The sequence below is a fragment of the Devosia insulae DS-56 genome (assembly GCF_000970465.2).
Classification (GTDB): Bacteria; Pseudomonadota; Alphaproteobacteria; order Rhizobiales; family Devosiaceae; genus Devosia_A; species Devosia_A insulae.
Map to the genome: position 1 here is coordinate 13635 of NZ_LAJE02000272.1, position 23119 is coordinate 36753.

At 65.8% G+C, this 23119-nt stretch carries 17 protein-coding genes; 4 read left to right on the forward strand and 13 right to left on the reverse strand.

Features of this window, described 5'->3' with window-relative positions; all coding sequences use genetic code 11:
* Positions 1-210 precede the first annotated feature (210 nt).
* Complete coding sequence (locus tag VW23_RS19095) at positions 211-762, reverse strand: hypothetical protein (RefSeq protein ID WP_069911136.1); 552 nt, start codon at positions 760-762, stop codon at positions 211-213.
* Positions 759-1574 (reverse strand): DUF2092 domain-containing protein, encoded by an 816-nt coding sequence (locus VW23_RS19100; RefSeq protein WP_069911137.1) that lies wholly within the window; start codon positions 1572-1574, stop codon positions 759-761. Before VW23_RS19100 ends, VW23_RS19095 begins: the two co-directional genes overlap by 4 nt.
* 1169 nt (positions 1575-2743) lie before the next feature.
* Here VW23_RS19100 and VW23_RS19105 point away from each other — a divergent pair.
* The 3 genes from VW23_RS19105 to VW23_RS19115 all read left to right on the forward strand — a co-directional run bounded on the left by VW23_RS19105 (position 2744) and on the right by VW23_RS19115 (position 5885).
* On the forward strand, positions 2744-3448 hold the full coding sequence (locus VW23_RS19105) for a transporter (protein ID WP_244513659.1): 705 nt from the start codon (positions 2744-2746) through the stop codon (positions 3446-3448).
* A gap of 511 nt (positions 3449-3959) precedes the next feature.
* Positions 3960-4955, forward strand: a complete 996-nt coding sequence (locus VW23_RS19110) for an HAD family hydrolase (protein ID WP_084646315.1) — start codon at positions 3960-3962, stop codon at positions 4953-4955.
* 33 nt (positions 4956-4988) lie between these two features.
* Positions 4989-5885 carry a formylglycine-generating enzyme family protein gene (locus VW23_RS19115; protein ID WP_244513661.1) on the forward strand — a complete coding sequence of 299 codons (897 nt, stop codon included), beginning with the start codon at positions 4989-4991 and terminating at the stop codon, positions 5883-5885.
* Positions 5886-6131: 246 nt separating this feature from the next.
* On the opposite strand, the gene VW23_RS19120 is transcribed toward VW23_RS19115, so the two are convergent.
* From VW23_RS19120 to VW23_RS19150, 7 genes are all read right to left on the reverse strand, one after another.
* The gene (locus VW23_RS19120; RefSeq protein ID WP_069911139.1) at positions 6132-7094 is read right to left on the reverse strand and encodes a formylglycine-generating enzyme family protein; all 963 of its coding nucleotides are present in this window, start codon (positions 7092-7094) and stop codon (positions 6132-6134) included.
* Positions 7095-7104: 10 nt separating this feature from the next.
* Positions 7105-7758: a YidH family protein gene (locus tag VW23_RS29550; RefSeq protein ID WP_069911140.1), complete on the reverse strand. Its 654-nt coding sequence runs from the start codon at positions 7756-7758 to the stop codon at positions 7105-7107.
* A gap of 136 nt (positions 7759-7894) precedes the next feature.
* Positions 7895-8782, reverse strand: coding sequence for a bile acid:sodium symporter family protein (locus VW23_RS19130; RefSeq protein WP_069911141.1), 888 nt, complete (start codon positions 8780-8782; stop codon positions 7895-7897).
* 11 nt (positions 8783-8793) lie between these two features.
* Entirely contained in the window at positions 8794-11112 is a 2319-nt protein-coding gene (locus VW23_RS19135; RefSeq protein WP_069911142.1) for an arylsulfatase, read from the reverse strand.
* Positions 11109-11495, reverse strand: coding sequence for a DUF1622 domain-containing protein (locus VW23_RS19140; RefSeq protein ID WP_069911143.1), 387 nt, complete (start codon positions 11493-11495; stop codon positions 11109-11111). The genes VW23_RS19135 and VW23_RS19140 overlap by 4 nt, the downstream gene beginning before the upstream one ends.
* A gap of 12 nt (positions 11496-11507) precedes the next feature.
* Positions 11508-12488, reverse strand: a complete 981-nt coding sequence (locus VW23_RS19145; RefSeq protein WP_069911144.1) for an HAD family hydrolase — start codon at positions 12486-12488, stop codon at positions 11508-11510.
* A gap of 89 nt (positions 12489-12577) precedes the next feature.
* On the reverse strand, positions 12578-14125 hold the full coding sequence (locus VW23_RS19150) for an arylsulfatase (RefSeq protein ID WP_069911145.1): 1548 nt from the start codon (positions 14123-14125) through the stop codon (positions 12578-12580).
* Between the two features lie 184 nt (positions 14126-14309).
* On the opposite strand from VW23_RS19150, the gene VW23_RS19155 reads away from it, so the two are divergent.
* The gene (locus tag VW23_RS19155) at positions 14310-14528 is read left to right on the forward strand and encodes a hypothetical protein (protein WP_069911146.1); all 219 of its coding nucleotides are present in this window, start codon (positions 14310-14312) and stop codon (positions 14526-14528) included.
* Between the two features lie 44 nt (positions 14529-14572).
* On the opposite strand, the gene VW23_RS29075 is transcribed toward VW23_RS19155, so the two are convergent.
* The 4 genes from VW23_RS29075 to VW23_RS19165 form a co-directional block, all read right to left on the reverse strand.
* Positions 14573-14737, reverse strand: coding sequence for a hypothetical protein (locus tag VW23_RS29075; protein ID WP_176730440.1), 165 nt, complete (start codon positions 14735-14737; stop codon positions 14573-14575).
* Positions 14738-14801: 64 nt separating this feature from the next.
* Complete coding sequence (locus VW23_RS28650) at positions 14802-15008, reverse strand: hypothetical protein (protein WP_141728395.1); 207 nt, start codon at positions 15006-15008, stop codon at positions 14802-14804.
* A 348-nt stretch (positions 15009-15356) separates the two neighbouring features.
* Positions 15357-17483 (reverse strand): penicillin-binding protein 1C, encoded by a 2127-nt coding sequence (gene pbpC, locus VW23_RS19160; RefSeq protein ID WP_084646316.1) that lies wholly within the window; start codon positions 17481-17483, stop codon positions 15357-15359.
* A complete protein-coding gene (locus VW23_RS19165) occupies positions 17480-22963 on the reverse strand; it encodes an alpha-2-macroglobulin family protein (protein WP_069911147.1) in 5484 nt (1827 codons plus the stop codon). The genes pbpC and VW23_RS19165 overlap by 4 nt, the downstream gene beginning before the upstream one ends.
* Positions 22964-23119 lie beyond the last annotated feature (156 nt).

Genomic DNA, 23119 nt, shown 5'->3' on the forward strand with positions numbered 1-23119 from the left:
GCCATGCGGCGAACTCGGCGACGCTCGTAATCGGATGAAGGGAGTTGGGAGGTGCCGCTCATCCGATGCCGTGCCCCGCGTGACCAGAGCCGGGCTCCGGACAGCGGAGAATTCAGCTGTGAGGCGGCACCGTCGGGGTGCCTCGTTCGAACCGGCACCGTGGGCGCCGGACGTTTGGTGCAGCAAAGGCCCTGCTGCAGTCCCGTCGCCCTATTGCGGCGCCGGGACTTCGACGTAGGCGACCTGGCTGCCGTGGAACACCTTCTGGTACCAGCCGCCGCCGCAATGGGCGTATTTGTTGCCGTTGACGGTGACGATCTCGCAATTGCCCGGCAGGGCATAAACCACGTCGAGATCGTCCCACATGTCGTCGGCGACGGCGGCGCCCCAGACCAGCGCGCCCGGCACCCACGGATGCGGGTAGGGATGGGGCGGCGGTGGCAGCGGATGTGGCCCAGGAGGATGCGGATGCGGTCCCGGCCCAGGGTGCGGATGCGGGTGCGGGTGCGGCGGCACCGGATGGTGCGTGCCGGCCCCACCCTGCCCCGGGCGCATCCCGGGAGCATGATGCCCGCCGGCGCCACCGCCGGAGAAATGGGACCCCATATTGCCGCCGCCGTGGCCGCCACCGCCGTGGCCGCCACCACCCAGGTGCCCGCCGCGGGCAAAGGCCGGCGCCGACAGGGCGATGGCGAGCAGCGCCGCGGCCGTCACCAGGGCGCCGGAGCGGCGCGCGAGAGATGCAGTGGGCTTGCTGCTCATTTGGTCTTCTCCACTTCGGAGGTTGCCGCGAGGAAATCGATCTGCTGGTAGCCGGCGGGAGCGGTGAAGGCGAAGTCGGCTGCATCAGGAGCAGCATCCGCGGTCCAGGCGAGGTTGGCCTCGAAGCGCGGACGCGCCGGCTGAGTGTCGTCATCGATGACGATCTTCAGCGGTACCGGCGCATCGCCATCGGCGATCCACACCTCGAAATCCTTGCCGTCGGTACGGAAGGCCCAGTGCTTGCTGGCTTTGCCGTCGATGGTCGCCGGCCCCACCAGGAACCCTTCGGTGATCTTGTCGACCACCGAGTCCTCGGTGCCATAGTCGAACAGGTCGGCCAGCGGCACTTCGATATCGAGGTGGTAGGCGACCTGCTCGAGCATCTGCTTGATGGTCGGCGCCACGTCGACCTGGCCATAGACCTCGTCGGTCGGCGACACCACGGTCAGCAGTTTGCCGTCATAGATGAACTCACGCGAACCGAGATCGCCGACCAGCTCGACCTTCAACCCGTCAGGGCGCTTCACTTCGTAGCTGGTGGTGCCGCCAATCCCGACCTTCTGGTCGTTGTCGAGCACCAGTTCGGTTTCGAACGTACTGTCGAGGTTGAAGGCGCCGAGGCCCGCGATGTATGCGGCCATGCTCTTGAGCGCCTCGACCGAGGCCGGCTCGATCACGTCGGCGGATGCCGCTGCCTCGATTGGCGCGACTGCCTTTTTCGCCGCATCCTGGGCCAGGATCGGGCCGGGCGCGATGGCGAACAGGCCGCACAGGGCCGGCATCGCCGACAGGCCAACGAACTTCCTACGCATAAACGTATCTCCAAGCTCGGGGGGTTGGATCGTGTTGCGGCCCTGGAGCTGAACGCGGCGCGAACGCGGCTGAAGGGGCGACCATCCGGACGGCAGGGCCTCCGCCCGGATGGTCTATCGACCGCTTGCTGTTTCCGACCGAGGGTTGCATCGGTCTGTGGTGGCCTTGGGGGCTCGCGAGTCAGCGATGGGGAGCCACCTGGAAACGTTGTGCCGTTGGTCGAACCGAACGAAGCCAAGGCCTCACATCTCAACTTCGTCCGACAGGTTCGACGCTATAGCCAAGTATTAATGAAAGTCAGAATCCTAGAGATTCACTTCTAGCCGTTGTTCAATCAATTTTCTGGCGACACTGTACGCTACCGGACTTCTGCTATTGGCATGGCAACCACAAGGTCACAGATCTAACCTTTGTACATCTGTGCCATGGCGTACAAAGGCCGGACGTTCTAAGGCTTGTAGCAACAATGATTGGGGAGAACGAGCGCCACGGGGCCACAGCGAATGAGGAGGGGGGAGGAGGGAGCCTCCACTCGCGGCTGGCCTCGTGGCGCTCACCGATGCCCGCTGATCGGACGGACACGGAAAGGCCGCTACCATGGCCACTGCAGCGGCCGGTGGCAGGGATCTGGAGACGGCAGGCATCTGCCGCGCGTACTCTCGGATCCACCGGGCGCCGGCCCGAGGGCGCCTGAGACGATGATGTGCTGGAGGAGGCTTCTGCCTGCGGGGCGCCTGCGACGGCACCACCAGCAGCGAGGCAAATGTCCATCGACATTCAACATCGAGACTACGCGCGCCAGCAACTGCCGGTCAATCAGTAAGTTCAGATAGCATATCAACGTACAATCACTGTACGGTTACGCACCAACAAGTGGTCAATGTTCAGATAATGCTTTATTCTTTCTTGGAGATGGGAAGGTAACACCGGTCTGTATTGTTGACATTGCGGATGAAGCACGGCTGACTTGCGAACAGCAAAAGGTGCGGGGGTGGCCAGGATGAGTCCCGGATACGAGCGTGTTGCATCTGGAAAGCAGCGCGAGTGCCCTTCCAGCAGGGCCGGACGTCACTCAGCGGACAGAGCCATCATGCGGTGCCTTAGCCCCCTCGCCGTCTGCGCTCTCTGCGGCCTCCCGGCCGCCGCTTTGGCTCAAAACGCCGACGAGATGGCCAAGCAGTTGTCCAATCCGGCGGCACCGGTGACCTCGATCCCGTTCGTGTTCGATTTCGACCACGGTGCTGGGCCCGACGGCGATGGCCTGAGCTACACCCTCAAGGCTCAGCCGGTGATCCCCTTCCAGCTCAACGCCGATTTCAACGTCATCTCCCGCACCATCGCGCCGCTGGTGTTCCAGACCGATATCTATCCCGATGACGTATTCGGCCTCGGCGACGTCACCCAGAGCTTCTTCATCACCCCGGCCAAGCCCGGCCAGCTGGTCTGGGGCATCGGCCCGGCTTTCCTCCTCCCCACCGCCACCGACGATCGACTCGGCACCGGCAAGTTCGGCGTCGGCCCGACTGGCCTGCTGCTCTACGGCATGGGCAAGGTGAGCATCGGCGTGTTGGCGACACAGATCTGGTCGGTTGCCGGTGACCCGGACCGCGCCGATGTCAGCCTCCTACAGCTGCAGCCGTTCATCAACTATGCCCTCGGCGACGGCCAGACGCTCTCGGCCAACCTCGAGAGCAGCTACGACTGGATCGGCGAGCAATGGACCGTGCCGCTGAACCTCAGCTATTCCAAGGTGTTCGAGGCCGGCGGCCAGACCCTGAAGTGGCAGATCGGCGCCCGCGCCTACCTGGCGGCGCCCGAGGGTGGTCCCGATTGGGGTTTGCGCAGCGGCCTGACCTTCGTCGTGCCACCCTGATCGGGATCATCTTCCAATGGTGTTGAGGCATGGAGGCTCACCCCTCACCCGTCTCGGCCTTCGGCCGATCCACCCTCTCCCCGACGGGGAGAGGAACAGTGGGTGATCGCGGCACTCTCCGTTTTCTTCTCCCCGTCGGGTCGCGGGACGAGGGCGTAGCCCTCGCCCGGAGGTGGCGCGTAGCGCCGGATGAGGGGTGAGCCACTGAGGTCCGGCGAACGCACGGCTACCTGCGATGCAAACATCGACCTGTAATCGAGTTTTCCGAAACAATTAATTCCGCAGCAACACTCCGCCTAGTTTCAGGTTGAGCGCCGCCATCCCGCTGCGGATAGTTCGTTCCGGCGCATCTGCGCCTGCTTCACACCTATTGCCGAACCGGTGCCTCGCACCGGACGCCCCTGCCCTGCCGCCGGAGCTCACGGGCCGACGCTCCCGGTATCACGGCATTTTGCCGTCGGCGATCGCCGACGCGACTGAGGCCGCGCGCCGCGGCGACGAGGAGTGAACCATGCCTGCCCGGCCCGACCGCTCGACCTTTCGCACCATGCTGGCCGTCTGCGCCATCGCCCTGGTGATCGCTTTCATCTCGTCAACCCTGGTGCTGGCCAAGTCCCCCGCCCTGCCATCGTGGAACGACACCGCGACGACCACCGCGATCGAGGACTTCGTCACCCGCATCACCACCGAGGGCGGCCCGGACTTCGTGCCGGTCGTCGACCGCATCGCCGTGTTCGACATGGACGGCACGCTGATCGTCGAAAAGCCGATGCCTGCCGCGCTCGCCCCGATCGTCGACGGCATCAAGGCAGCGGTGGCGAAAGACCCCTCGATCGCCGAGCGCTCGACCATTGCAGCCTTCCTAAAGGGCGACAGGCAGGCGCTCGCTGCCGCCGGCGAGGCCGGCATGGTCGAGCTCATCAGCACCGCCATCGCCGGCCGGACGCTCGACGAGGCAGCGGCGGATCTCGGCAATGAGCTGCGCAGCGCCGATGGCAAGCTCGCCGGCGTCAAACCCTACCAGCCGATGCTCGAGCTGATCGACTATCTCGAGGCCAACGGCTTTACGGTCTGGATCTGCAGCGGCAGCCCCCTGCTGTTCACCCGCAGCTTCTCGGAACAAGCCTTCGGCATTCCGGTCGAACGCGTCATGGGCACCACCCTGGTGACCAAATTCACTGAGCGCGACGGCAGGAGCCAACTGGTGGTCGGCGACAGCATCGACCACATCAACGACAAGGAGGGTAAGCCCCCCACCATCAACCAGGCGATCGGCAAGCGGCCGCTGCTGGTTGGCGGCAATGTGCTGAGCGGCGGCGACATCGCCATGATGCGCTATTCGCGGGATCGCGACGGCCCCAGCCTGCAGCTCCTGATCAACCACGACGATGCGGCGCGCGAGTTCGCCTATGCCGAACCCGACAATTTCTCGCTCGGCGCTGCCGAGAAATACGGTTTCCACGTCGTCTCCATGAAGGACGACTGGGCCACGGTGTTCGCGCCCTGAGGCGCGCCGATATCTGGATCAGAGGAGATTTCGATGCTGCTCGATATGTTCCGCCCTGCCCCCGAGCTGCCGATCAACCCGGTGCCGACAGACATGCGCTTCGTCGCCGGCGGCAGCTTCAGCATGGGTGCTGACAACTTCTATCCAGAAGAAGCGCCGCGGCGAGCGGTGTCGGTCGGCGATTTCTGGATCGACACCACGCCGGTGACCAATATCGACTTCGAAGCCTTCGTCGACGCCACCGGCTACGAAACCACCGCCGAGCGCAGCCGGCGTGGCTCGCTGGTGTTCGAGGCGCCGGGACCGGAGATCGATTTGCGGCAATGGGGCACCTGGTGGCGGCAGGTGCCGGAGGCCGACTGGCGGCATCCGCACGGCGCCGGCAGCGACCTCGAAGGCCGCCTGGAGCACCCGGTGGTGCACGTCTCGTATGAAGACGCGCTGGCCTACGCCACGTGGTGCCAGAAGGCGCTGCCGACCGAGGCCGAATGGGAGGTCGCGGCGCGCGGCGGCCTCGAGGGCACCGACTATGCCTGGGGGAACGAGCTGACGCCGCGTGGCCGCCAGATGGCCAATGTCTGGCAGGGCGCCTTCCCCTACGAGAACCTGGTCGAGGACGGCTATCCCGGCACCTCGCCGGTGCGCAGCTTCCCGCCCAATGGCTACGGCCTCTACGACATGATCGGCAATGTCTGGGAATGGACGGCCGACCCCTGGCTGGAGGCGAGCGACAGCAGCGAGCCGATGGATTGCTGCGCCCCGCTCAACCCACGGCTCGGCGCCGCGCCTGCCATCCGCCGCGTGCTGAAGGGCGGATCGCACCTGTGCGCCCGCAACCTCAACCACCGCTACCGCCCGGCACCGCGGCAACCGGAACTGGCCAACCACACCACAAACGATATTGGCTTCAGGTGTGTGTATCGGGTGTGAGGGCCCGACCGACTGATACTGCTGGCACCGCTGCCCGATGTGATCGCCGTCTCCCCTTGTGGGAGAAGGTGGCCGAAGGCCGGATGAGGGGTCCCGCGGCCGTTTGGGTGCGCGATGGGAGCGAAGCGACGAGCGACGAAGTACGCGGAGAGATACCCCTCATCCGCCCCTTCGGGCACCTTCTCCCACAAGGGGAGAAGGCACTCCGCCTTGCGTCCGGTGGCCCGGAAGGACCGCCGCCCTCCCTCAACCAGGAGTGGCACGCACAATCAACCGAAACCCCAGATGCGAGATCGAGGTGTCCACCGGCTGCGCCATGCGCGCGGCGGGGCGGTAGCGCCGGCAATAGTTCAGTGCGCAGAGGTGCGAGCCGCCTTTGGTCACCTTGCGCGGAATCCGTACCCCCGGCTGGCGCACATCGAAGCTGGCTTCGCGCGAAGCGCCGGTCGGGTTGATGGCGAGGTGCGCGTCGCGGTGCGCGGCGTACCAGTCGGCGGTCCACTGCCAGACATTGCCGGCCATGTCGTAGAGCCCAAAACCGTTGGGCGGAAAGCTCTCGACCGGCGCGGTGCCTTCAAAGCCGTCATCAGCGCTGTTGAGATAGGGGAAATCCCCCTGCCAGGTATTGGCCATGTGCTGCCCGCCAGGGGTCAGCTCGTCGCCCCAGGCATACTCGGCCTTTTCGAGCCCGCCGCGCGCCGCGAACTCCCACTCCGCCTCGGTGGGCAGCTGCTTGCCGACCCAGCCGGCATACGCCTCGACGTCCTCGAGCGCCACGTGCACCACCGGATGCTCGCCGAGCTCGGCGATGCCGGTCTGTGGCCCGCCCGGGTGTCGCCAGTCGGCGCCGCGCACATAGCTCCACCAATTGTAATGGTTGCGCATGTCGACCGGCCCGAGCGGCCGGCTGAACACCGTCGAGGATGGCCGCAGCAGCTCCGGTAAGGCGCCCGGATAGTCCTCGGGATTGGCCGGCCGCTCGGCCAGCGTCACGTAGCCGGTGGCGGCGACGAAGGCCGCGAACTCGGCATTGGTGACGGTGTGGCGATCCATCCAGAAGCCGTTGACCCTGGCGCGATGCGCCGGCGCCTCCTCCGGGTAATGCGCGTCCGATCCCATGCTGAACGTGCCGCCAGGGATCCAGACCATCGCCTCATCCGGCGCCGGATTGGCATTGGCGGCACGCTCTCTGGTGTCGAAAAAACTCATGTCGCTCACCTCAGAAGAACGGGCCGATGTGGAAGATCATGCTGGTGGCGGCAAACACGCCGATCGCCAGCAGCACGAAGGCGGTGACCAGCGTAAACGACACCGGGAACCGGCTCTGCGCGTGGATCAGCCCTTCGGCATGCATGTCCTCGCGCTCATGGCGCAGCCCGAGCATGAACTGGATGTGGTAGATGATGCCGATCACCAGCATGACGATGCCGAGCCCGACCAGGGTGATGCCGAAATTGCTGGCGGCGTGCTCGCCGACATTGATCACCTTCGATTCCCTGAGGCCCCGGATCAGCTGGAAGATGGTGAAGCCGAAGCTGATCAGCGACAGCGCCGTGCGGATCACGCTCATCAGGGTGCGCTCGGCGCTCATCCTGGTGCGCTGGAACGACATGCCGGTCCGCCGCATCGACATCTCGGTGCGCTCGGTGGACAGGTCGGTGCGATGGGCCGACAGGTCCGTCCGATACTCCGACAGCGAGGTGCGGTGCTCGGAGAGCCCGGTGCGATGATTGCTGAGGCCGGTGCGGTAGTGCGAATACTCAGTCGAGGCTTGCTCGGGATTACTCCGGTCGACCTCGGGGAGCGGCGGCACCGCAGCCTCGGCAAGGCGCGGCGGCCGAACCGGATCGGTTGTTTGCAGAAGCTTGTCCATCGGAATCCTCACTGCGGCGCCAGCGGCGCGTCCGAAATGGCGCCGCCCGGCGGATCGGCTGCCGAGCGGCTCAAGTGAGGCCCGCCGAGTATCGCGGGACGCTGTTCCGTTTTGATGAAGCCGATCGGCCGCAGTCTTATCTAATTGGCGGCGAATGCGGCTTAACCGGCGGCTTGTGCGGCGCTTCCGGCATCAGGTGCATCCACTTGAGATAGGGGGCGGAAAGCACCACCCCGACCAGCAGATGCCAGATCACTACCGCCGCCACCGGCGCAACATGCTCGGTGTTGACCGCCGCCACCGCGATGGCGACGCCGGGGTGGCGCGATGCCGTCGCCAGCGCCAGCACCACCTGGTCATGCGGGTTGGGGCCACCCAGGACATGGCCTACGGCGAGGCCGACCAGGGCGAACAGCACCAGGATCACCAGCGTGCCGTTGCCCACCATCGACCACACCAGACCCCACTCCATCACCAGCACCGGCAGGATGCTGACCACCAGCAGGCCCATGCCGAGCAGCGAGGCCGGCCGCATGATGCGGCTGGCGAGCGAGGGAAACAGATCATGCAGGATCATGCCCACGATCAACGGCAGGGTAACCGTCAGCGCCAGCATCATGGCGATGCGCGGAATATCGGCATCGATGTGCTCGATCGCCTCGATCGACCAGATGCCCAACGGCACCGTGATGATCGAAAGGATCGCCGTGGTCACCAGCAGCGACACCACGTAAGGCGCGGTGCCGCCACCCTTGGTCTGCGTACTGGGGAGGAACGGCGGCACCGGCGACAGCGACAGCGCAACGATGGCGAGCTCGATTGCCGGGTGGAGCTGGAACAGCACCACCAGCAGCAGCGCGAACACCGGCATGACGATGTTCATCGATAACAGCGAGCGCAGCAGCAGGCCGGGGCGGCGGATCAGGTAGGCCGCGTCGTTGAGACTCGCCCCCAGCCCGAGCCCGAAGACGATCAGCGCGATACTGAGGTTGATGGCGATTGGCAGCAGGCTGGCGATACTCATGATGGCCTCCCTCAATCTCTGGCGATGGCGGCGGCGAGGTGCGCCTCGACGTCGACATAGGCGTCGTCCCCGACATCGAAGACGACGCGCGACAACGTGCCGTCGCTGAAATCGAACCCCGGCTCGTATTCACCCGAGACCACATCGCCGCTGTCATAGCCGATGCAGAGCCCCTCGCCGGTGATGGCGAAGTGGCCGGTCATGGTGCGGATTTCGCTCTCGGCCACCACCTTGTCGTCGATATAGAGCCGCGCCGGCCCATACGACTCCTGGTAGCTGCCGGTGCGCTGCTTGGTGAACTCCACCCCCACCACATGCTCGCCGGCCTTCGGCGCATCGCCGATCAGCTTCTGCTCGGGCGCGATGCCGAGGAAGTTGTAGGTGTAGAAGAGCTTGCCGTTCTTGACGAACAGCGAGTGGCCGCCGAAGCGCGAGCCATGCGCGAAGATCACTCCCTTGGTCCTGGGCGTGAACTCCACATCGGCCAGCACCTTGAACGATACGCCATGCGTATTGGCGGCCGAATGCTCCGGGATCTCGCTGGTGCCTGGGTAATAGACGAACTGCCCGCTCGGCGGCACCGGCGGCTTGAACTCCATCTTCAACAGCCCCATCACGCCGAGGTCGGACAGCGGCAGCACGTTGAACTTCTTCGCCTCTTCCATCCACAGGGCGACAAGTTTCTGCAGCCGGTCCGGATACTGCTCGGCGAGATCACGGGATTCCGAGCGGTCGACTTCGGTGTGGAACAGCTGCCAGCGGTCCTTGTCGAAATGTCCGAGATCGGTGAACGGCCCGTGCTCGGTCACCGCCTTCCAGCCGCGGTGCCAGATGCCGCGGGTGCCCAGCATCTCGTAATACTGCGTCTCCTTGCGACTGGGCGCATGCGGCTGGTCGAAGCTGTAGCGCATCGAGACGCCGGACAGCGGCACCTGCTCGTAGCCATCCACCACCTTGGGGAAGCTCACCCCGCAGCAATCGAGAATGGTCGGCACGATGTCCGTGCAGTGGTGGTACTGGGTGCGCACTTCGCCCCGCGCCTTGATGCCCCTGGGCCACGAGATCACCAGTGGATCGGCAACGCCGCCCTGGTACGAGTAGCGCTTGAACATGCGGAACGGCGTCGAGAACGCCGCCGCCCAGCCGGTCGGATAGTGGTTGTAGGTTTCCGGCGAGCCGAGCTTGTCGATCATCGCGAGATTCTGCTCGATATCATCGGGGTAGCCGTTGGCGAACTTGCCCTCGTTCACCGAGCCGTTCGGCGAGCCTTCGCCCGAAGCACCGTTATCGGCACAGTAGATCACCAGCGTATTGTCGAGCTGGCCGGACTCCTCGAGATAGTCGACGATCCGCCCGATCTCGGTGTCGGTATACTCCGAGAACGCGGCATAGACCTCGGCCATGCGCGAGAACAGCCGCTTCTCATCGGGCGACAGCGTCTCCCACGGCCGCACCGCGTCTGCCTCGGTGAAGCTGCCCTCGGCCATCGGGTTGAGCGGCGTGAGCTCGGTCCCCTTGGGGAGGATCCCCGCCTTGATCATCCGCGTCAGCGCCCACTCGCGATAGGCCTCGTAGCCATCGTCGAACTTGCCGCGGTATTTGTCGATGAATGCCTTGGGGGCGTGGTGCGGCGCATGATTGGCGCCCGGACAGAACCACAAGTACCAGGGCTTGTCCGGCTCGGTCTGCTTGCTGTCGCGGATGAACTCCAGCGCCTTGTCGGCGAGATCCCTGGACAGGTGGTAGCCCTCTTCGGGCGAGTAGGGCTGGGCGATGTAGTGGTTGTCCTCGACGAGATCGGGATACCAGTTATTGGTTTCTCCGCCGACGAAGCCGTAGTAGCGGTCATAGCCCTGCCCCAGCGGCCAGCGCTTCTTCGACGATCCCATGGTCCATTCGTCGACCGGGATATTGTGGTTCTTGCCCACCCAGAAGGTCGACCAGCCCGCCTCCCGCAGCACCGTCGCCATCGAGGCGCATTCGGGCGGGATGTGCGAGCTGTAGCCGGGAAAGCCGCTCGCTGCCTCCGAGATGGTGGCAAAGCCGTTCTGGTGGTGGTTGCGCCCGGTCAGGAAGCACGAGCGGGTCGGCGAACACAGCGCCGTGGTGTGCCACTGCGAGTAGCGCAGGCCGCGATCGGCCAGCCGCTGCAGCGTCGGCATCTCGATCCGTCCGCCGAACGGTTCCCAGGCCGCGAGCCCGGTATCGTCATAGAGGATGACCAGCACGTTAGGCGCGCCCTCCGGCGCCTTCCGCGCGCGGAACGGCGTCCAGTCGGGCTTGGAGTCTCTTATGTCGAGGCTGATCTTGCCTTTGAACGTCGTCGTCATGGCCTGCTCCTTGGCTCCGTGATTTCAGGCCCCGTCGTCTCCTCGCGGCGCTTCTCGTCCATTTCCGAGATGTCGCGCTCGAGGAAGAAATTGAGGAAGGTGCGGATGGCGGCGATCGCCGCCAACTGGCCGATATCGTCCCAGCTCGGCGCCGCCGAGGTTTCGATGATGTCGGCAGCCAGCTGGAAGGTGAGGCCGGCGACCAGCCAGCGCGAATAGTGCATCCAGATCGCCCGGATGCTGCCGTCGCGCCGCCGCCACACGATCGTGGCGAGCGCGCCGATGACGGCTTCGAGGGTACCGGCAACGATCACCGCCAAGGCGATGAGGTTGATCAGCGGTACCACCACTTCGGTCAGTCGAATGAGCCATTCGTCGAGCATTTCCGCCTCCCTTCACGCCGCCGATGCCGTGGCATCGGGCACAAACACCGTGCGCCAGTCGTTCTTCATACTGACCACGGTGATCCCGTATTCAGCGGCATGGTCGAGCGCCTCGGCCAGCGGGCTCAGATGGAACTCGCGGTCATAGGCGAACTCGCGCGCCGCATCGTCGTGGTGCAGCAGCAGTCCGAGCCGCGGGCCGTCGCCGGTCAGCGTGTAGCGCAGCATGGCGAGGTCGCCGTCGGAATTGCCGAAAGCGAAGATCGGTCGCCGACCGATATGGAGGCCGATATTGTGGGCCTTCACTTCGCGGTCGTCGAAGCTGTCGATCTCGGCTTGCTTGACCAGCACCCCCACCCCGTCGCGCAGCTCGAAGCGGGTCTTGACGCTCGAGCCCACCACCTGCTCGGGCGGGATGCCGTAGGCGTCCTCGGCCAAAGCCCGCACCAGATCGATGCCGCCGCCGGTGACGATGAAGGTCTTGAAGCCGTTGGTGCGCAGGTATTCGAGCAGCTCGACCTGTGGTTCATAGGTGAGATCGATGAAGCGTCGGCCGAGCTTTGGGTGGCGCGCGCCGGCGAGGAAACTCCGCGCTTCGGCATCAAACTCATCTTCGGTATTGCCGGCAAAGGCCGTCGCGCCGACCTCGAACAGGCCTTGCTTGCCCATCTGCTTGATCGCGGCGATGTCGCGCTCCAGGTAGGCCTTGTACGGCTGCTGCTGCTTCAGGTCCGCATCCTTGCGGACCAGCGCCTCGAGCCGTTGATGCCCGAAATAGAACTGCACCTGCAGCGGCTGTTCGCACCAGAGCGTGCCGTCATTGTCGAAGGTGGCGATGCGGCGCGCCCGCGGCAGGAAGTCGGGGCCGGGTGTGGTGACGCGCTGCACGAAATCGAGGATCGCCGCCTTGGCGGGGCCATCGCTCCATGAGGGCAGCGGCGTGGTGCTGACGGCGCTGTGGTCACCACCAGGTGAAAGATCGTCGCGTTGCATCGGACAGCATCCTTGAGTTCAGCGATGTGCCCTGGTCTGCCGGACGGGAGCCATGCCCTCGCCCGGCTGTTCGTGACGCTCGGCCGGCGTCAGTGTCCGGCGCCGCCTGAGACTTCGCTCATCTTCGAGATCGCGTCGTCGATGGTGAAGCTGTTGGGGTGCTGGATCGGCGGGAAGTCCTTGAACGTATCGGCGAACTTGCCGGCGATCACCTGAGCCGCGAAGATGATGTAGTCGTGGTAGAGGAACCACTCGTAATAGGTGTTCGAGGTCACGTCCGCGAACTCGTACGGGTCGGTTCTCAGGTTGAACAGCTTGGGCAGCCGCAGTCGTACGAACGGCTCGGCCCAAACGCCCATCGTCCCCTTGAGCCGCTGCTCCATGAAGACAACCTTCCAGTTGTCGTAACGAATGCCCAGGATGTCGCCGTCGTCGCTGATATAGACGAACAGCGGCCGCGGACTCTCCTTCTCCTTGCCGGTGATGTAACCGACGAGGCTCACCCCATCGATGTGGTTCTTGTAGGTCCGTCCATTCGCCTTGTAGCCCGTCTTGAGCTTGTCGACGACGGTGGTGTCGCCCGCCATCTCGAGGAAGGTCGGTAGCCAGTCGTGGTGCTGCACGATGCCGGTGGCGACTGAACCGGCCTTGATCTTGCCGGGCCAACGCGCCAGCAGCGGCACGCGGAACGCGCCTTCCCAGTTGGTGTTCTTCTCCGAGCGGAACGGCGTCATGCCGCCATCCGGCCAGGAATTCCGGTGCGGCCCATTATCGGTCGAGTACTGCACGAAGGTATTCTCGGCGATGCCGAGTTCATCGAGCAGGTCGAGCATCTGGCCGACATTCTTGTCGTGGTCGATCATCGTGTCGTGATAGGGCGATTGCCAGCGGCCGGCCTGGCCGAGGCTGGCTTTCTTGGTGTGAGTGAACATGTGCATGTGTGTGGTGTTGAGCCACACGAACCAGGGCTTGCCGGCCTTCTCTGCCCGCTTGATGAAGTCGGTCGCTGCCGCCACGAACTCGTCGTCGCAGGTTTCCATGCGCTGCTTGGTCAGCGGCCCGGTATCCTCGATCTTCTGCCTGCCGATCTTGCCCCAGCGTTCCTCGACCGTGGGGTCGTCGTTGTCGGTCGCCCAGGAATGCACCACGCCGCGTGGGCCGAGGTTCTTCCTGAAATCCGGAAAATCCTTCTCCGGCGGGTAGTCGTACATCTCCGGCTCTTCCTCGGCATTGAGGTGGTAGAGGTTGCCGAAGAACTCGTCGAACCCATGGTTGGTGGGCAGCATGTGATTGAGATCGCCCAGGTGGTTCTTGCCGAACTGCCCGGTGGCATAGCCCTGCTCGCGGAGCAGCGCCGCCGAAGTAACGATCTTCTCGTTCATGCCGATCGGCGACGCCGGGGCGCCGACCTTGCTGAGGCCGGTGCGCAGGACGCTCTGTCCGGTGATGAACGACGAGCGCCCGGCGGTGCAGCTCTGCTCGCCATAGCTGTCGGTGAACAGCATGCCTTCCTTGGCGATGCGATCGATATTGGGCGTCTGGTAGCCCATCAAACCGTGCGTGTAACAGCTGAGGTTCGATTGGCCGATATCATCGCCCCAGATGACGAGGATGTTCGGCTGCTTGCTCTTGGCCATCGTTCTACTCCGTTGGCAGATAGGCGTGGCGACGGGAGGCCGATCCGGAAGCGGGCGGCCGGTGGGAAGTCATGGTGACGGGAGGCGCGTTAACCGTGTCGGACGACAAATCCGGCCGCTGCCATGGAGTGGCCGCACGCCATCGCAATAGTGAACGAAATGCTAACAGCGACCGGAGTCTATTATGCTGCTTGATGAAACCAATGGTGGCGGGGGCCATCAGGGACCTTGGTGCCCATCGTGCAAACAGCCGATCCTTGAGGGCCAGAAGACCCTGCAGGTGATATTCAACGACGACCCGCACGGGTTCCGGGGCAGCACCGGCGTCTACCACGCCCAATGCGGCAAGGTGTTCGCCTCCCTCGCTCGCGTCATGAACCTCAACCCCTGGGCGGGACGCTAAGTACAGCGCCTCGCGGAAGTTGGGAGCACCGCAGAACGGGCACATCAGCGCTGCCTGCGGACGGGAATGGTGCGATAGCTCAGCGCGCGGGCGCCGAACAGCTCGGCGCGCATGTCGGGAATGCCGGCCCAGACGCGGGTTGAACGCGCCGGTGCGCGATCGGGCTTCGAGCCCCGGATCGCGGCGGTGAGAATTCCGTGCAGGAACATGATCGTTGGTCCTCAGGGTGCCGGTGTGAGGCCGGCGCTATGCGGGATGCCCTGTGGATGCGTCTCAACGCGGCGCGATACTCGCCGCGATGCTGGGGCAGTGGGCTGCCGTGTGGTCGGCGGTGCAGGCCTGAGCCGGCGCTTGGGCGACGTGCGGCGCGGCCGGAAGGCTCAGCACCACAGCTGCCGTCAGCAGCCCGATGCGACCGAACGCCGACACGGTGGAAACGCGGGATTGTCCCGGCGCCAGGCGATCGCGTGAAACGGACATGGAAACCTCACTCAACAGCTCGAGCCACGCGTGAGGCGGGCGGGCAGTGATGGGGTGAGGCAAAGGCGAGACTGGACGCCAGAGCTTGCCGAACCCTCACGGCGCCCAAGGGCATTCGATTTGATTTAGCGGCTAAGGCGAGGGGGCTCATGGCCCTCGCAGTCGGGCGATTTCCCTTCTCCCCTCAGGGGAGAAGGTGGCCGAAGGCCGGTTGAGGGGTGAGGCGGCACAGCGAGCGCTCGCTGAGAAGCTGAACCCCTCACCCTAGTTCCGCTACGGACCTGACGGTCCTAGCTGCACTAGCCCTCTCCCCTCAGGGGAGAGGGGCCGCCGACTGCCAGTCCGGTGTTAGTCCAAAAACACCTTCACCGTGTCCGAGCGACCCTCGGCGTCCACCACCGACAGCGTCACGAACCCCGGGCCATCCGGCCGCCAGCTGTTCTGGCGGGCGAAAGCGGAACGCCCGAACGGCGCGCCGTTGGCGAAGAAGGTGAAGGGCGGCACGCCGTTGCGCACCTTGACGATCAGCGGCGCCTCGTTGCCCGAGGCGAGGCCCAGGTCGACATCGACACCATCGCTCGGATAGGCGATCTGCGGCGCCGCATCGCGCTTCACCTTCTGCTCGTCGGGATGGCGGAAACGGCGCAGCGGCAGTGGCAGCTCGGAGTTGGAGGCAAAGATCGTCCCCGGCGGCGCGTCGCGCAGCGGCACGGTCTTCTCGGCCAGCCGGTCAAAGCTCTCGAACAGGATCGGCGCCGCGGCGCCTATGCCGGTAATGCCGGGGATCTGCGAGTTATCGGGCCGGCCGACCCACACCCCGATCACGGTCTTGCCATCAAAGCCGATGGCCCAGGCATCGCGATAGCCGTAGGACGTTCCGGTCTTGTAGGCGATGCGTCCGGCCGAGCCGTTGAGCGGCGGCGGCACATCGGCAAGGATGTTCCCGACATACCAGGCAGCGATCGGATCGAGCACCGGGGCGGGCGTCTCGGTTTCCTCCGCCACCGGCTTTACCCCGTCGCGAAGCACCACCGGCGAACCGCCCCGGCCAATCGCCGCGTAAATCGAAACGAGGTCGCGCAGCGTCACGCCGACGCCACCAAGGCCGACCGCGAGGCTGGGCGCCGTATCGGCCGGCAGTCGCGCCGCGGCATGCGCCCGCTTGATCCGCGCCACCAGCCGCGCCGGGCCGACGGCATCGAGCACCACCACGGCTGGAATATTCAGCGACTCCGTCAGCGCCTGCCGGATCGAGACCGTGCCACGGTTGAAGCCGTCGAAATTGACCGGCACATAGCCGTTGAAGGCGGTCGGCCGGTCCTCGATCAGGCTCTCGGGATGTGCCATCCCCAGCTCGAAGGCGAGCCCGTAGATCAACGGCTTCAGCGTCGAGCCGGGCGAGCGCACTGCCTCGGTCATATCGACATAGCCGTCGCTGTCGGCATTGAAGAGCCCGGCCGAACCCACCGAGGCGAGGATGTTGCCGGTCTGCTGGTCGGCGACGACGATTGCCACCGAGAGCTTCGAGCCGAGCTGCGCCGCGCGATCGGCGCCGAGCCGCTCGAGCTTGGCCTGCAGCTTCCGCTCGATGGTCAGTTCGATCTTCCGGGCGTTCGGATGCGCCTTCACCGCCGCCTCGGCGAGATGCGCCGCATACATCGGGAAATCCCGCCGCGCCTTCGGCATCGGTTCGAGCTTGGCGGCTTCGGCTTCCTCGGCGCTGATCACCCTGGCCCCGACCATACGGTCGAGCACCAGGTTGCGCGCCGCCCGCGCCACTTCGATGTCGCGGTCCGGCCGCCGCGCCTCGGGCGATTGCGGCAGCGCCACCAAGAGCGCGCATTCCGCCGTGGTCAGCCGCCCCGGCTCCTTGCCGAAATAGGCAAGGCTCGCGGCACGGATGCCCTCGATATTGCCGCCATAGGGGGCAAGGGTCAGGTAGAGCGTCAGGATTTCGTCTTTGCCGAGGGAGTGCTCCAGCGCATCGGCATGCACCATCTGGCGCAGCTTGCCGGCAATATTGCGCGTCGGCTCGCCGCCGATCAGCCGCGCCACCTGCATGGTGAGGGTCGAGCCGCCCGAGACGATCCGCCCTGCCCCGGCATATTGCACCGCGGCGCGCAGCATCGAGGGCCAGTCGATGCCGTGATGCTCGTTGAAATGCTGGTCCTCATAGGCGAGCAGCATGTCGATGAAGCGCCGGTCGACCTCTTCGATCGTCACCGGCAGGCGCCAGCGCCCATTGGCCGTGGTGAACGGCCGCAGCAGCAGCCCGGCATTGTCGACCACGGCGGTCGATACCGGCACCGCCGACACCACCGGAGTGGGCGGCAGCGTGGCGCGGATATCGCGCAGCACGGCGAGCCCATACTGGCTGCCGACCAGCGCCACGCCAGCGAGGACGATCAGCGTCGCAGTAAAGAGCCCCGGCGCGCGTCGGCGCCGGGGCTCAGGTTTATCCGCGGCCGTGCTCATGGCCCGGTCGTGCCGACCTCGATCTGGCCCGCGTCGGTATTGGCGCGCAGCTCCGGCCGGTACATGTCCTCGACCGTGGCGCCCGGCATCACGAAGCTGCCCGGCGAGACGGCACGCACCATGTAGGCGGTGGTGACGCTGCTGGCGGCGGAGGTGAAGCGGAATGCGGCGACGAACTGGTCGGTCCGCGATTCAACATGCGCCGGCGTATCGACGGTGAGCCAGCTGAGGTCGGCGACGCCAGAACCCTGCAGCAGGTCGGGGTTCTCGATCTCGAACCCGGCCGGCAGCGGATCGGCCACCACATACTGGCCCGAACCGAGTTGGGTCGGCTGCGTCGTCAGCACCACCACGAAGCGATCGTTCTGGTGGACATTGCTGAGATCGGCCGGCTCGCCATTCGGTAGGTAGTAATCCCGCTGGATGGTGAAACCGCTCGAGCTCGCCGCCGGCGGGGTCGCCGGGATGGCGGTGACGGTCACCTTCATCTCGGTCGGACGGTTGCCGTTGTTGACGATCTCGACCGGCGCCGTGTCGAACGCCTCCTGGTCGTAACGGCGGTAGACGGTGCCGGTGAGCGGATCGCCATTGATCGTCACCGAACCATCGCCCGCCTCACGGGCCAGCGCCGCGGCAGCCACCAGGGTCCACGCATCCTCCTGGGTTGAGGTCCAGCGTTCCTTGTCGCGCAGCGTCGCGAGCTTGCTCGTCAGCGCGCCGATATCGACACCCGACGGCGTGAACTCGGCGGCGAGTGCAAGCACCCCGGCCGTATCGCGCAGCTGGCTGCCATAGTCGTTGCGGTACTTCGCCCGATCCTCGCGGGCTTGGAGGTCCTCGACGGCGGCCTGGAAGGCCGTCGCCGCACGGGTCCGGTCGCCATAGAGGGCGAGCGCGGCACCGAGCTGGGCCTTGGCCAAGGGCGAGCCGAAGGCGTTGAGGCGCGCCTCGAGGTAGTAGCGCAGGTCGCCGATGGCAGCCCGGCCGGCGCGCGCCAGATCATAGAGCGCGAAGGCCACGTCCTCTCCGCCGACCGTGAAGTCGGTGGCGTAGGACACCTGGTTGCCGAGGTTATCGAGCGCCCGGGTCATCGCCAGATCCGGCACCGCGTAGCCTTCCGCCTTGGCGCGGAGCAGGAACTCGGTGACGTAGGAGTCGAGCCACAGGTCGGTACCGTCATAGGGTCCCCAGAGGCCGAAACCGCCGCTGGAGGTCTGCTTGGCGAGGAGGTTCTTGATCGCGTCCTTGACTCGCTGGGTGATCGCTTCGTCATCGCCCAGACCAATCATCGAGGCGACTTCGTTGAGATAAAGCAGCGGCAGGGCCCGGCTCGAAGTCTGCTCGGCACAGCCATAAGGGTAGCGATCGAGCTGCATCAGGAGGCCTGGCACATCGAGGCGGGCAATCGGCCCGACCGCGAGCGTCAGTTCCCCGGTATGCGGCACCATGTCGGCGAAGAAGCTCGCATCGAGCGTCGTCGTCGCACCCACTTCCAGCGGGATCAGCTGGCTGGTGGTCACCGGTGCGCTGGCGGCGCGGACCCCGAGCGTCAGCTCCTTGGTCTGCGTCGTGCCATCCGGTGCAGTGACGATAACCTTGAGCGTCTGGTCGCCAATCTCGGTGCCGGTGAGGCTGAGGTTAAGCGCGGTGCGCTCGCCCGTCGGCAGCTCGACACTGGTTTCGGCCGCATCGGTCGAGAGCCCCGTACCGGTTTCCAGCGCCACCTTGTAGGTGCCCGGCTGGCCGGCGACGTTATTGACCTCGACCAGCAGCCGCGACGTGTCCTCGAGACGGAGGAACCGCGGCGGGCTGAGGTTCACCACCACCGGATCGCGCACGATCACGTCGGCAGAGCCATGACCCACGGCGCCGGCGCTCCACGCCATTGCCATCAGCCGGACCGTGCCGTTGAAATCCGGCATGTCGAAGCTGATCGTCGCGGTGCCGTCGGTACCCACTTCGACGATGCCCGAGTGCAGCGCCACCAGCACGGTGGTCGCCGGCGGCGTGCCGAAGCGCGAAGCGCCCTCGTCACCACCGGTGCGGAACGCGCCGGGAGTGCCCTGCATCGGGTCGATCAGCTGGCCATAGAGGTCACGCACCTCGACGCCGAGCTGGCGCTGGCCGAAGAACCAGCCATCCGGATCCGGTACCTGGAACTTGGTGAGGTTAAGGATGCCGAGGTCCACTGCCGCAACCGCGACATAGGCCTTGTCACCCGGCTTGACGTTGGCAAGCTTCACCGTGGTGGTGAAGGCCTGGCGCGGCAGCGCATCCTTGGGCGCATCGAGGCTCAGGTCGAGCTTCAGGTCGCCCGGCTCGACATCGGCGAAAGCAAGGCCCAGCGCACGCGCCGGCATCCGCTTGGCCTCGGCGCTGGCGGGACGATAGAGCATCGCCGTCACATAGGCGCCCGGGCCCCAGTCATCGGTGACTTCGAGCGGCACGGTGGTGCCGCCTTCCGGCACTTCGACGGCCTTCATGGCGATGATGCGATCGTCGACCACCATCACCAAAGCGGTGCCGGCGAACTGCGGATCGAGCTTCAGGTTGGCCGTCTCGCCCTTCCGGTAGGCCGGCTTGTCGAGCGCCACGGACAGCGTATCCGGCGTGTCGGAGCCCGCTTCCGGATAATAGTAGCCGGCATAGAACTCGTAGCTCGAAGAGGTAGCGCCTTCGCCGGTGCTCGAGACTTCGAGCCGGTACTGGCCCCAGCTGACCGCGGCGCCAATGGCGACCGGGCCGGAGGCGAGCGCGTCAACGGTGCCGTTGGCAACTTCGCGCGTCGTGGTGATGGCTTCCCACTTCCAGGTGCCGCTGTTGCGATACCACTGATAGGTGGTCTCGACCCGCGACAGCGACCATTCGAGGCCCGCCTGGTCGACGGTTGCGCCATCGGGCGCTACCGCGATCACGTCGAAGCTGGCGTTGCTGCCCTCGGCCAGGCCGCTGGCATCGGCAAACTGCGGCTTCAGCCCGATGCGGTTGCCATCGGCCAGCACCGGACGGGTGAGGCTGCGCTCGATGGCGCGGCCATTGCTGTCGACGAGGCGCAGGATCAGCTGCGCTTCCAGCGGCCGCGTCGTCGCCTGCGGCGCACTGACGGTGACTTCGGCCGTCACATTGCCGGCTTCGTCGGTGGTGCCGACGACGCCCAGCGGCTCACGCGAGGTCTCGAACGTGTCGTCGAGACGGCCGAACGTATAGCCGGGATAAGCCGGCAGCGACGTTACCGGCCGCAGCACGGCATCGGCCTCGACCGCAAGGTCGGGCGCCGTGGCGCCATAGAGATACTTGGCGGTCACCTCGACCGGCGTCACTTCGCCGGTCTTGATCGGCTCGTCGGCGGCGCTGATTTCGAAGGCCAGCCGCTCCGGCTCGAAATCCTCGACCAGGAAGCCGACATTGGTCAGCGCTTCGGCCTTGGGGTCGGCATAGAGCCGCATCGTCCACGAGCCACGCATGGCTTCGGGGTCGAGCGTCACGGCGCTGAAATAGCCGCCGGCGCCGGCATCGTTCAGCAGTTCGGTGCTCGAGATCACCCCATCCGGACGCTGCACTTCCAGCGTCAGCGGCAGGTCGGTCACGGCCTTGGCCTTCACGTCGCGCAGGATCGCGGTGAGGAACACCGTCTCGCCGGGGCGATAGACGCCGCGCTCGGTAGTGGCGAACAGGTCGAGCGGACCCGGCGACGGCCGGCCCTCGACGCCGCGATCGGTGAGATCGAACGCCGCCTTGGAGACGTCGAGGAACGCATAATCCCCGCCATCGGTCTCGGTGGTGATCAGCTGCGGCGCCCGGCCACCTTCGCCGCGCGACAGGCCCGGCGCGAAATCGGCCCGGCCATCGGCATCGGTCACCGCTTCGCCGAGGATTTCGTTATTGACGGCGACGAGCCGCACTTTGGCGTTGGCCACCGGCTGCGCGCTGGTCAGCGAGCGGACGAACGCATGGACGCCATCGTCGCCGGTGACCGTGGTCAGCCCCAGGTCGGTGACGATGAACCACTGCGTCGCGACTTCGCGCCAATATTCCTGCTGTACGCCGTCGACCTTGGCGGTCACCACATAGGCGCCCGGCTGCAATTCCTTGACGATCTCGGCCACCGGAATGGCGGTCACCGTCATGGCGTTAGGCGCGCCCTGCGCCAGGTCGACCTGGCCTTCCCAGGTCTTCTCGCCGGTCGAATTGGCGACGTCTTCGGCCGAATAGCCGTCGAGCGTGCGCTGGAACACTCCGTTGCGTACCGCCGTGGCGATCGAACGATCGCCGATCCGGTAGATCACCACGTCTGCGGTCTTGGCGTTCACCGAGGTGATCGGCAGGCCGCCACCGAGCCCGGCGGGCATCACATAGGCATTGTTGGCAAAGCCGACGAACGGCGCACGATCCGGCACAAACAGGTCGAGCTCGACATCGGCGCGCAGCTCTTCGCCATTGGCCGAAGGCAGCCCGGCGCGCAGCTTGATGTGATAGCGCCGGCCATGCTCGACGCCGGTGATGCAAATCTGGCTCTGTTCGGTTTCCACCGCCACGGTCGGCGCGTTATCGACGACGACATAGCTCGACAGGTCCGTGTCGCCAGAGGGCAGCGAATCCGAGAACACCGCGCAGATGCGCGGGTTGGCGGCTTCGGCATCGACCTGGTTGGAGGTGACGCGGAAGCCATGCTCGGCGACTGCCTTTTCCAGCGCCGCTTCGAGCGTCGCGTTATCGACCAGCGTGAGGCTTGCCCGGTAGGTGGCAATGGTTTCGCGCCACATCTCGCGGCGCGACAGCGACACGGCGAGCGCACCCAGCGCGTCGGCGCGTTCGGCGACGGTCTCGGCCAGCATCAGCGCGTTCATCGCCGCATAGGACGAGTTGACTGCGAGGTCATAGACGCCGTTGCCGGCGGCCGCTTCGATGACCGCGCGGGCTTCACCTTGGGCGGCGAGCTTCAGCCACACCGAGGGGTCGTTCCTGTTGATCGCCAGGGCCTGGCGATAGGAGACCATGGCGGCCGAGGGGTTCGACTGCGCCGAGGCTTCGTCGCCGGCGGCAACCAGGTCGGCATAGCTCACATCCGGCGGCGGCGGATCGGTCTGCGGCAGGTTGCTCGCCATGTAGCGGGCGGAATCGACCAGATCCTGCGCCGGGAACGGCAGCTCGCTCAGCCGCGCTTCAACGTTCTCGGCGAGCGGCGGGGTGAAATCGACGCGGCCGGACGTGGCGCCCTTGAACGCCGTCTCGGGGCCGACATCGCCCTTGAGGAAGCACCAGTTGGCCTTCTCGTTATAGGTAAAGGCGCGGCAGATCTTGTCGTCGGTACAGGCGGCCGAGCAGGCGTCGACATCGACATCCTTCAGCACCGAATAGTCGAAACCGGGGAGATCCGTGCCGGGCAGCAGCGTGATGTTGCGGTCAGCCGCATGCGCGGGACTGAGAGCAAGGGTTCCGGCCACGACAAGCCACCAGATCGACCGAAAAAGCCGCTGCATTCCCAAACCCCTATCGTCATGAACAATTCCGCCACCCTATGATGACTGGGGCTGAACGACAAATGAATGACGGGGCAGTAATGCTGGGGATTTGCTGTTAGATGGCGCTGCGCACATGGCGCGAGGATAGCTGAGTGCGGGAAGAGCACCCCCACC

What these genes read in the sequence shown, in the direction of transcription:
- VW23_RS19095 (WP_069911136.1), bottom strand. Translation starts at nt 762, where the DNA reads ATGAGCAGCAAGCCCACTGCATCTCTCGCGCGCCGCTCCGGCGCCCTG.
- VW23_RS19100 (WP_069911137.1), bottom strand. Translation starts at nt 1,574, where the DNA reads ATGCGTAGGAAGTTCGTTGGCCTGTCGGCGATGCCGGCCCTGTGCGGC.
- VW23_RS19105 (WP_244513659.1), top strand. Translation starts at nt 2,744, where the DNA reads ATGGCCAAGCAGTTGTCCAATCCGGCGGCACCGGTGACCTCGATCCCG.
- VW23_RS19110 (WP_084646315.1), top strand. Translation starts at nt 3,960, where the DNA reads ATGCCTGCCCGGCCCGACCGCTCGACCTTTCGCACCATGCTGGCCGTC.
- VW23_RS19115 (WP_244513661.1), top strand. Translation starts at nt 4,989, where the DNA reads ATGCTGCTCGATATGTTCCGCCCTGCCCCCGAGCTGCCGATCAACCCG.
- VW23_RS19120 (WP_069911139.1), bottom strand. Translation starts at nt 7,094, where the DNA reads ATGAGTTTTTTCGACACCAGAGAGCGTGCCGCCAATGCCAATCCGGCG.
- VW23_RS29550 (WP_069911140.1), bottom strand. Translation starts at nt 7,758, where the DNA reads ATGGACAAGCTTCTGCAAACAACCGATCCGGTTCGGCCGCCGCGCCTT.
- VW23_RS19130 (WP_069911141.1), bottom strand. Translation starts at nt 8,782, where the DNA reads ATGAGTATCGCCAGCCTGCTGCCAATCGCCATCAACCTCAGTATCGCG.
- VW23_RS19135 (WP_069911142.1), bottom strand. Translation starts at nt 11,112, where the DNA reads ATGACGACGACGTTCAAAGGCAAGATCAGCCTCGACATAAGAGACTCC.
- VW23_RS19140 (WP_069911143.1), bottom strand. Translation starts at nt 11,495, where the DNA reads ATGCTCGACGAATGGCTCATTCGACTGACCGAAGTGGTGGTACCGCTG.
- VW23_RS19145 (WP_069911144.1), bottom strand. Translation starts at nt 12,488, where the DNA reads ATGCAACGCGACGATCTTTCACCTGGTGGTGACCACAGCGCCGTCAGC.
- VW23_RS19150 (WP_069911145.1), bottom strand. Translation starts at nt 14,125, where the DNA reads ATGGCCAAGAGCAAGCAGCCGAACATCCTCGTCATCTGGGGCGATGAT.
- VW23_RS19155 (WP_069911146.1), top strand. Translation starts at nt 14,310, where the DNA reads ATGCTGCTTGATGAAACCAATGGTGGCGGGGGCCATCAGGGACCTTGG.
- VW23_RS29075 (WP_176730440.1), bottom strand. Translation starts at nt 14,737, where the DNA reads ATGTTCCTGCACGGAATTCTCACCGCCGCGATCCGGGGCTCGAAGCCC.
- VW23_RS28650 (WP_141728395.1), bottom strand. Translation starts at nt 15,008, where the DNA reads ATGTCCGTTTCACGCGATCGCCTGGCGCCGGGACAATCCCGCGTTTCC.
- pbpC (WP_084646316.1), bottom strand. Translation starts at nt 17,483, where the DNA reads ATGAGCACGGCCGCGGATAAACCTGAGCCCCGGCGCCGACGCGCGCCG.
- VW23_RS19165 (WP_069911147.1), bottom strand. Translation starts at nt 22,963, where the DNA reads ATGCAGCGGCTTTTTCGGTCGATCTGGTGGCTTGTCGTGGCCGGAACC.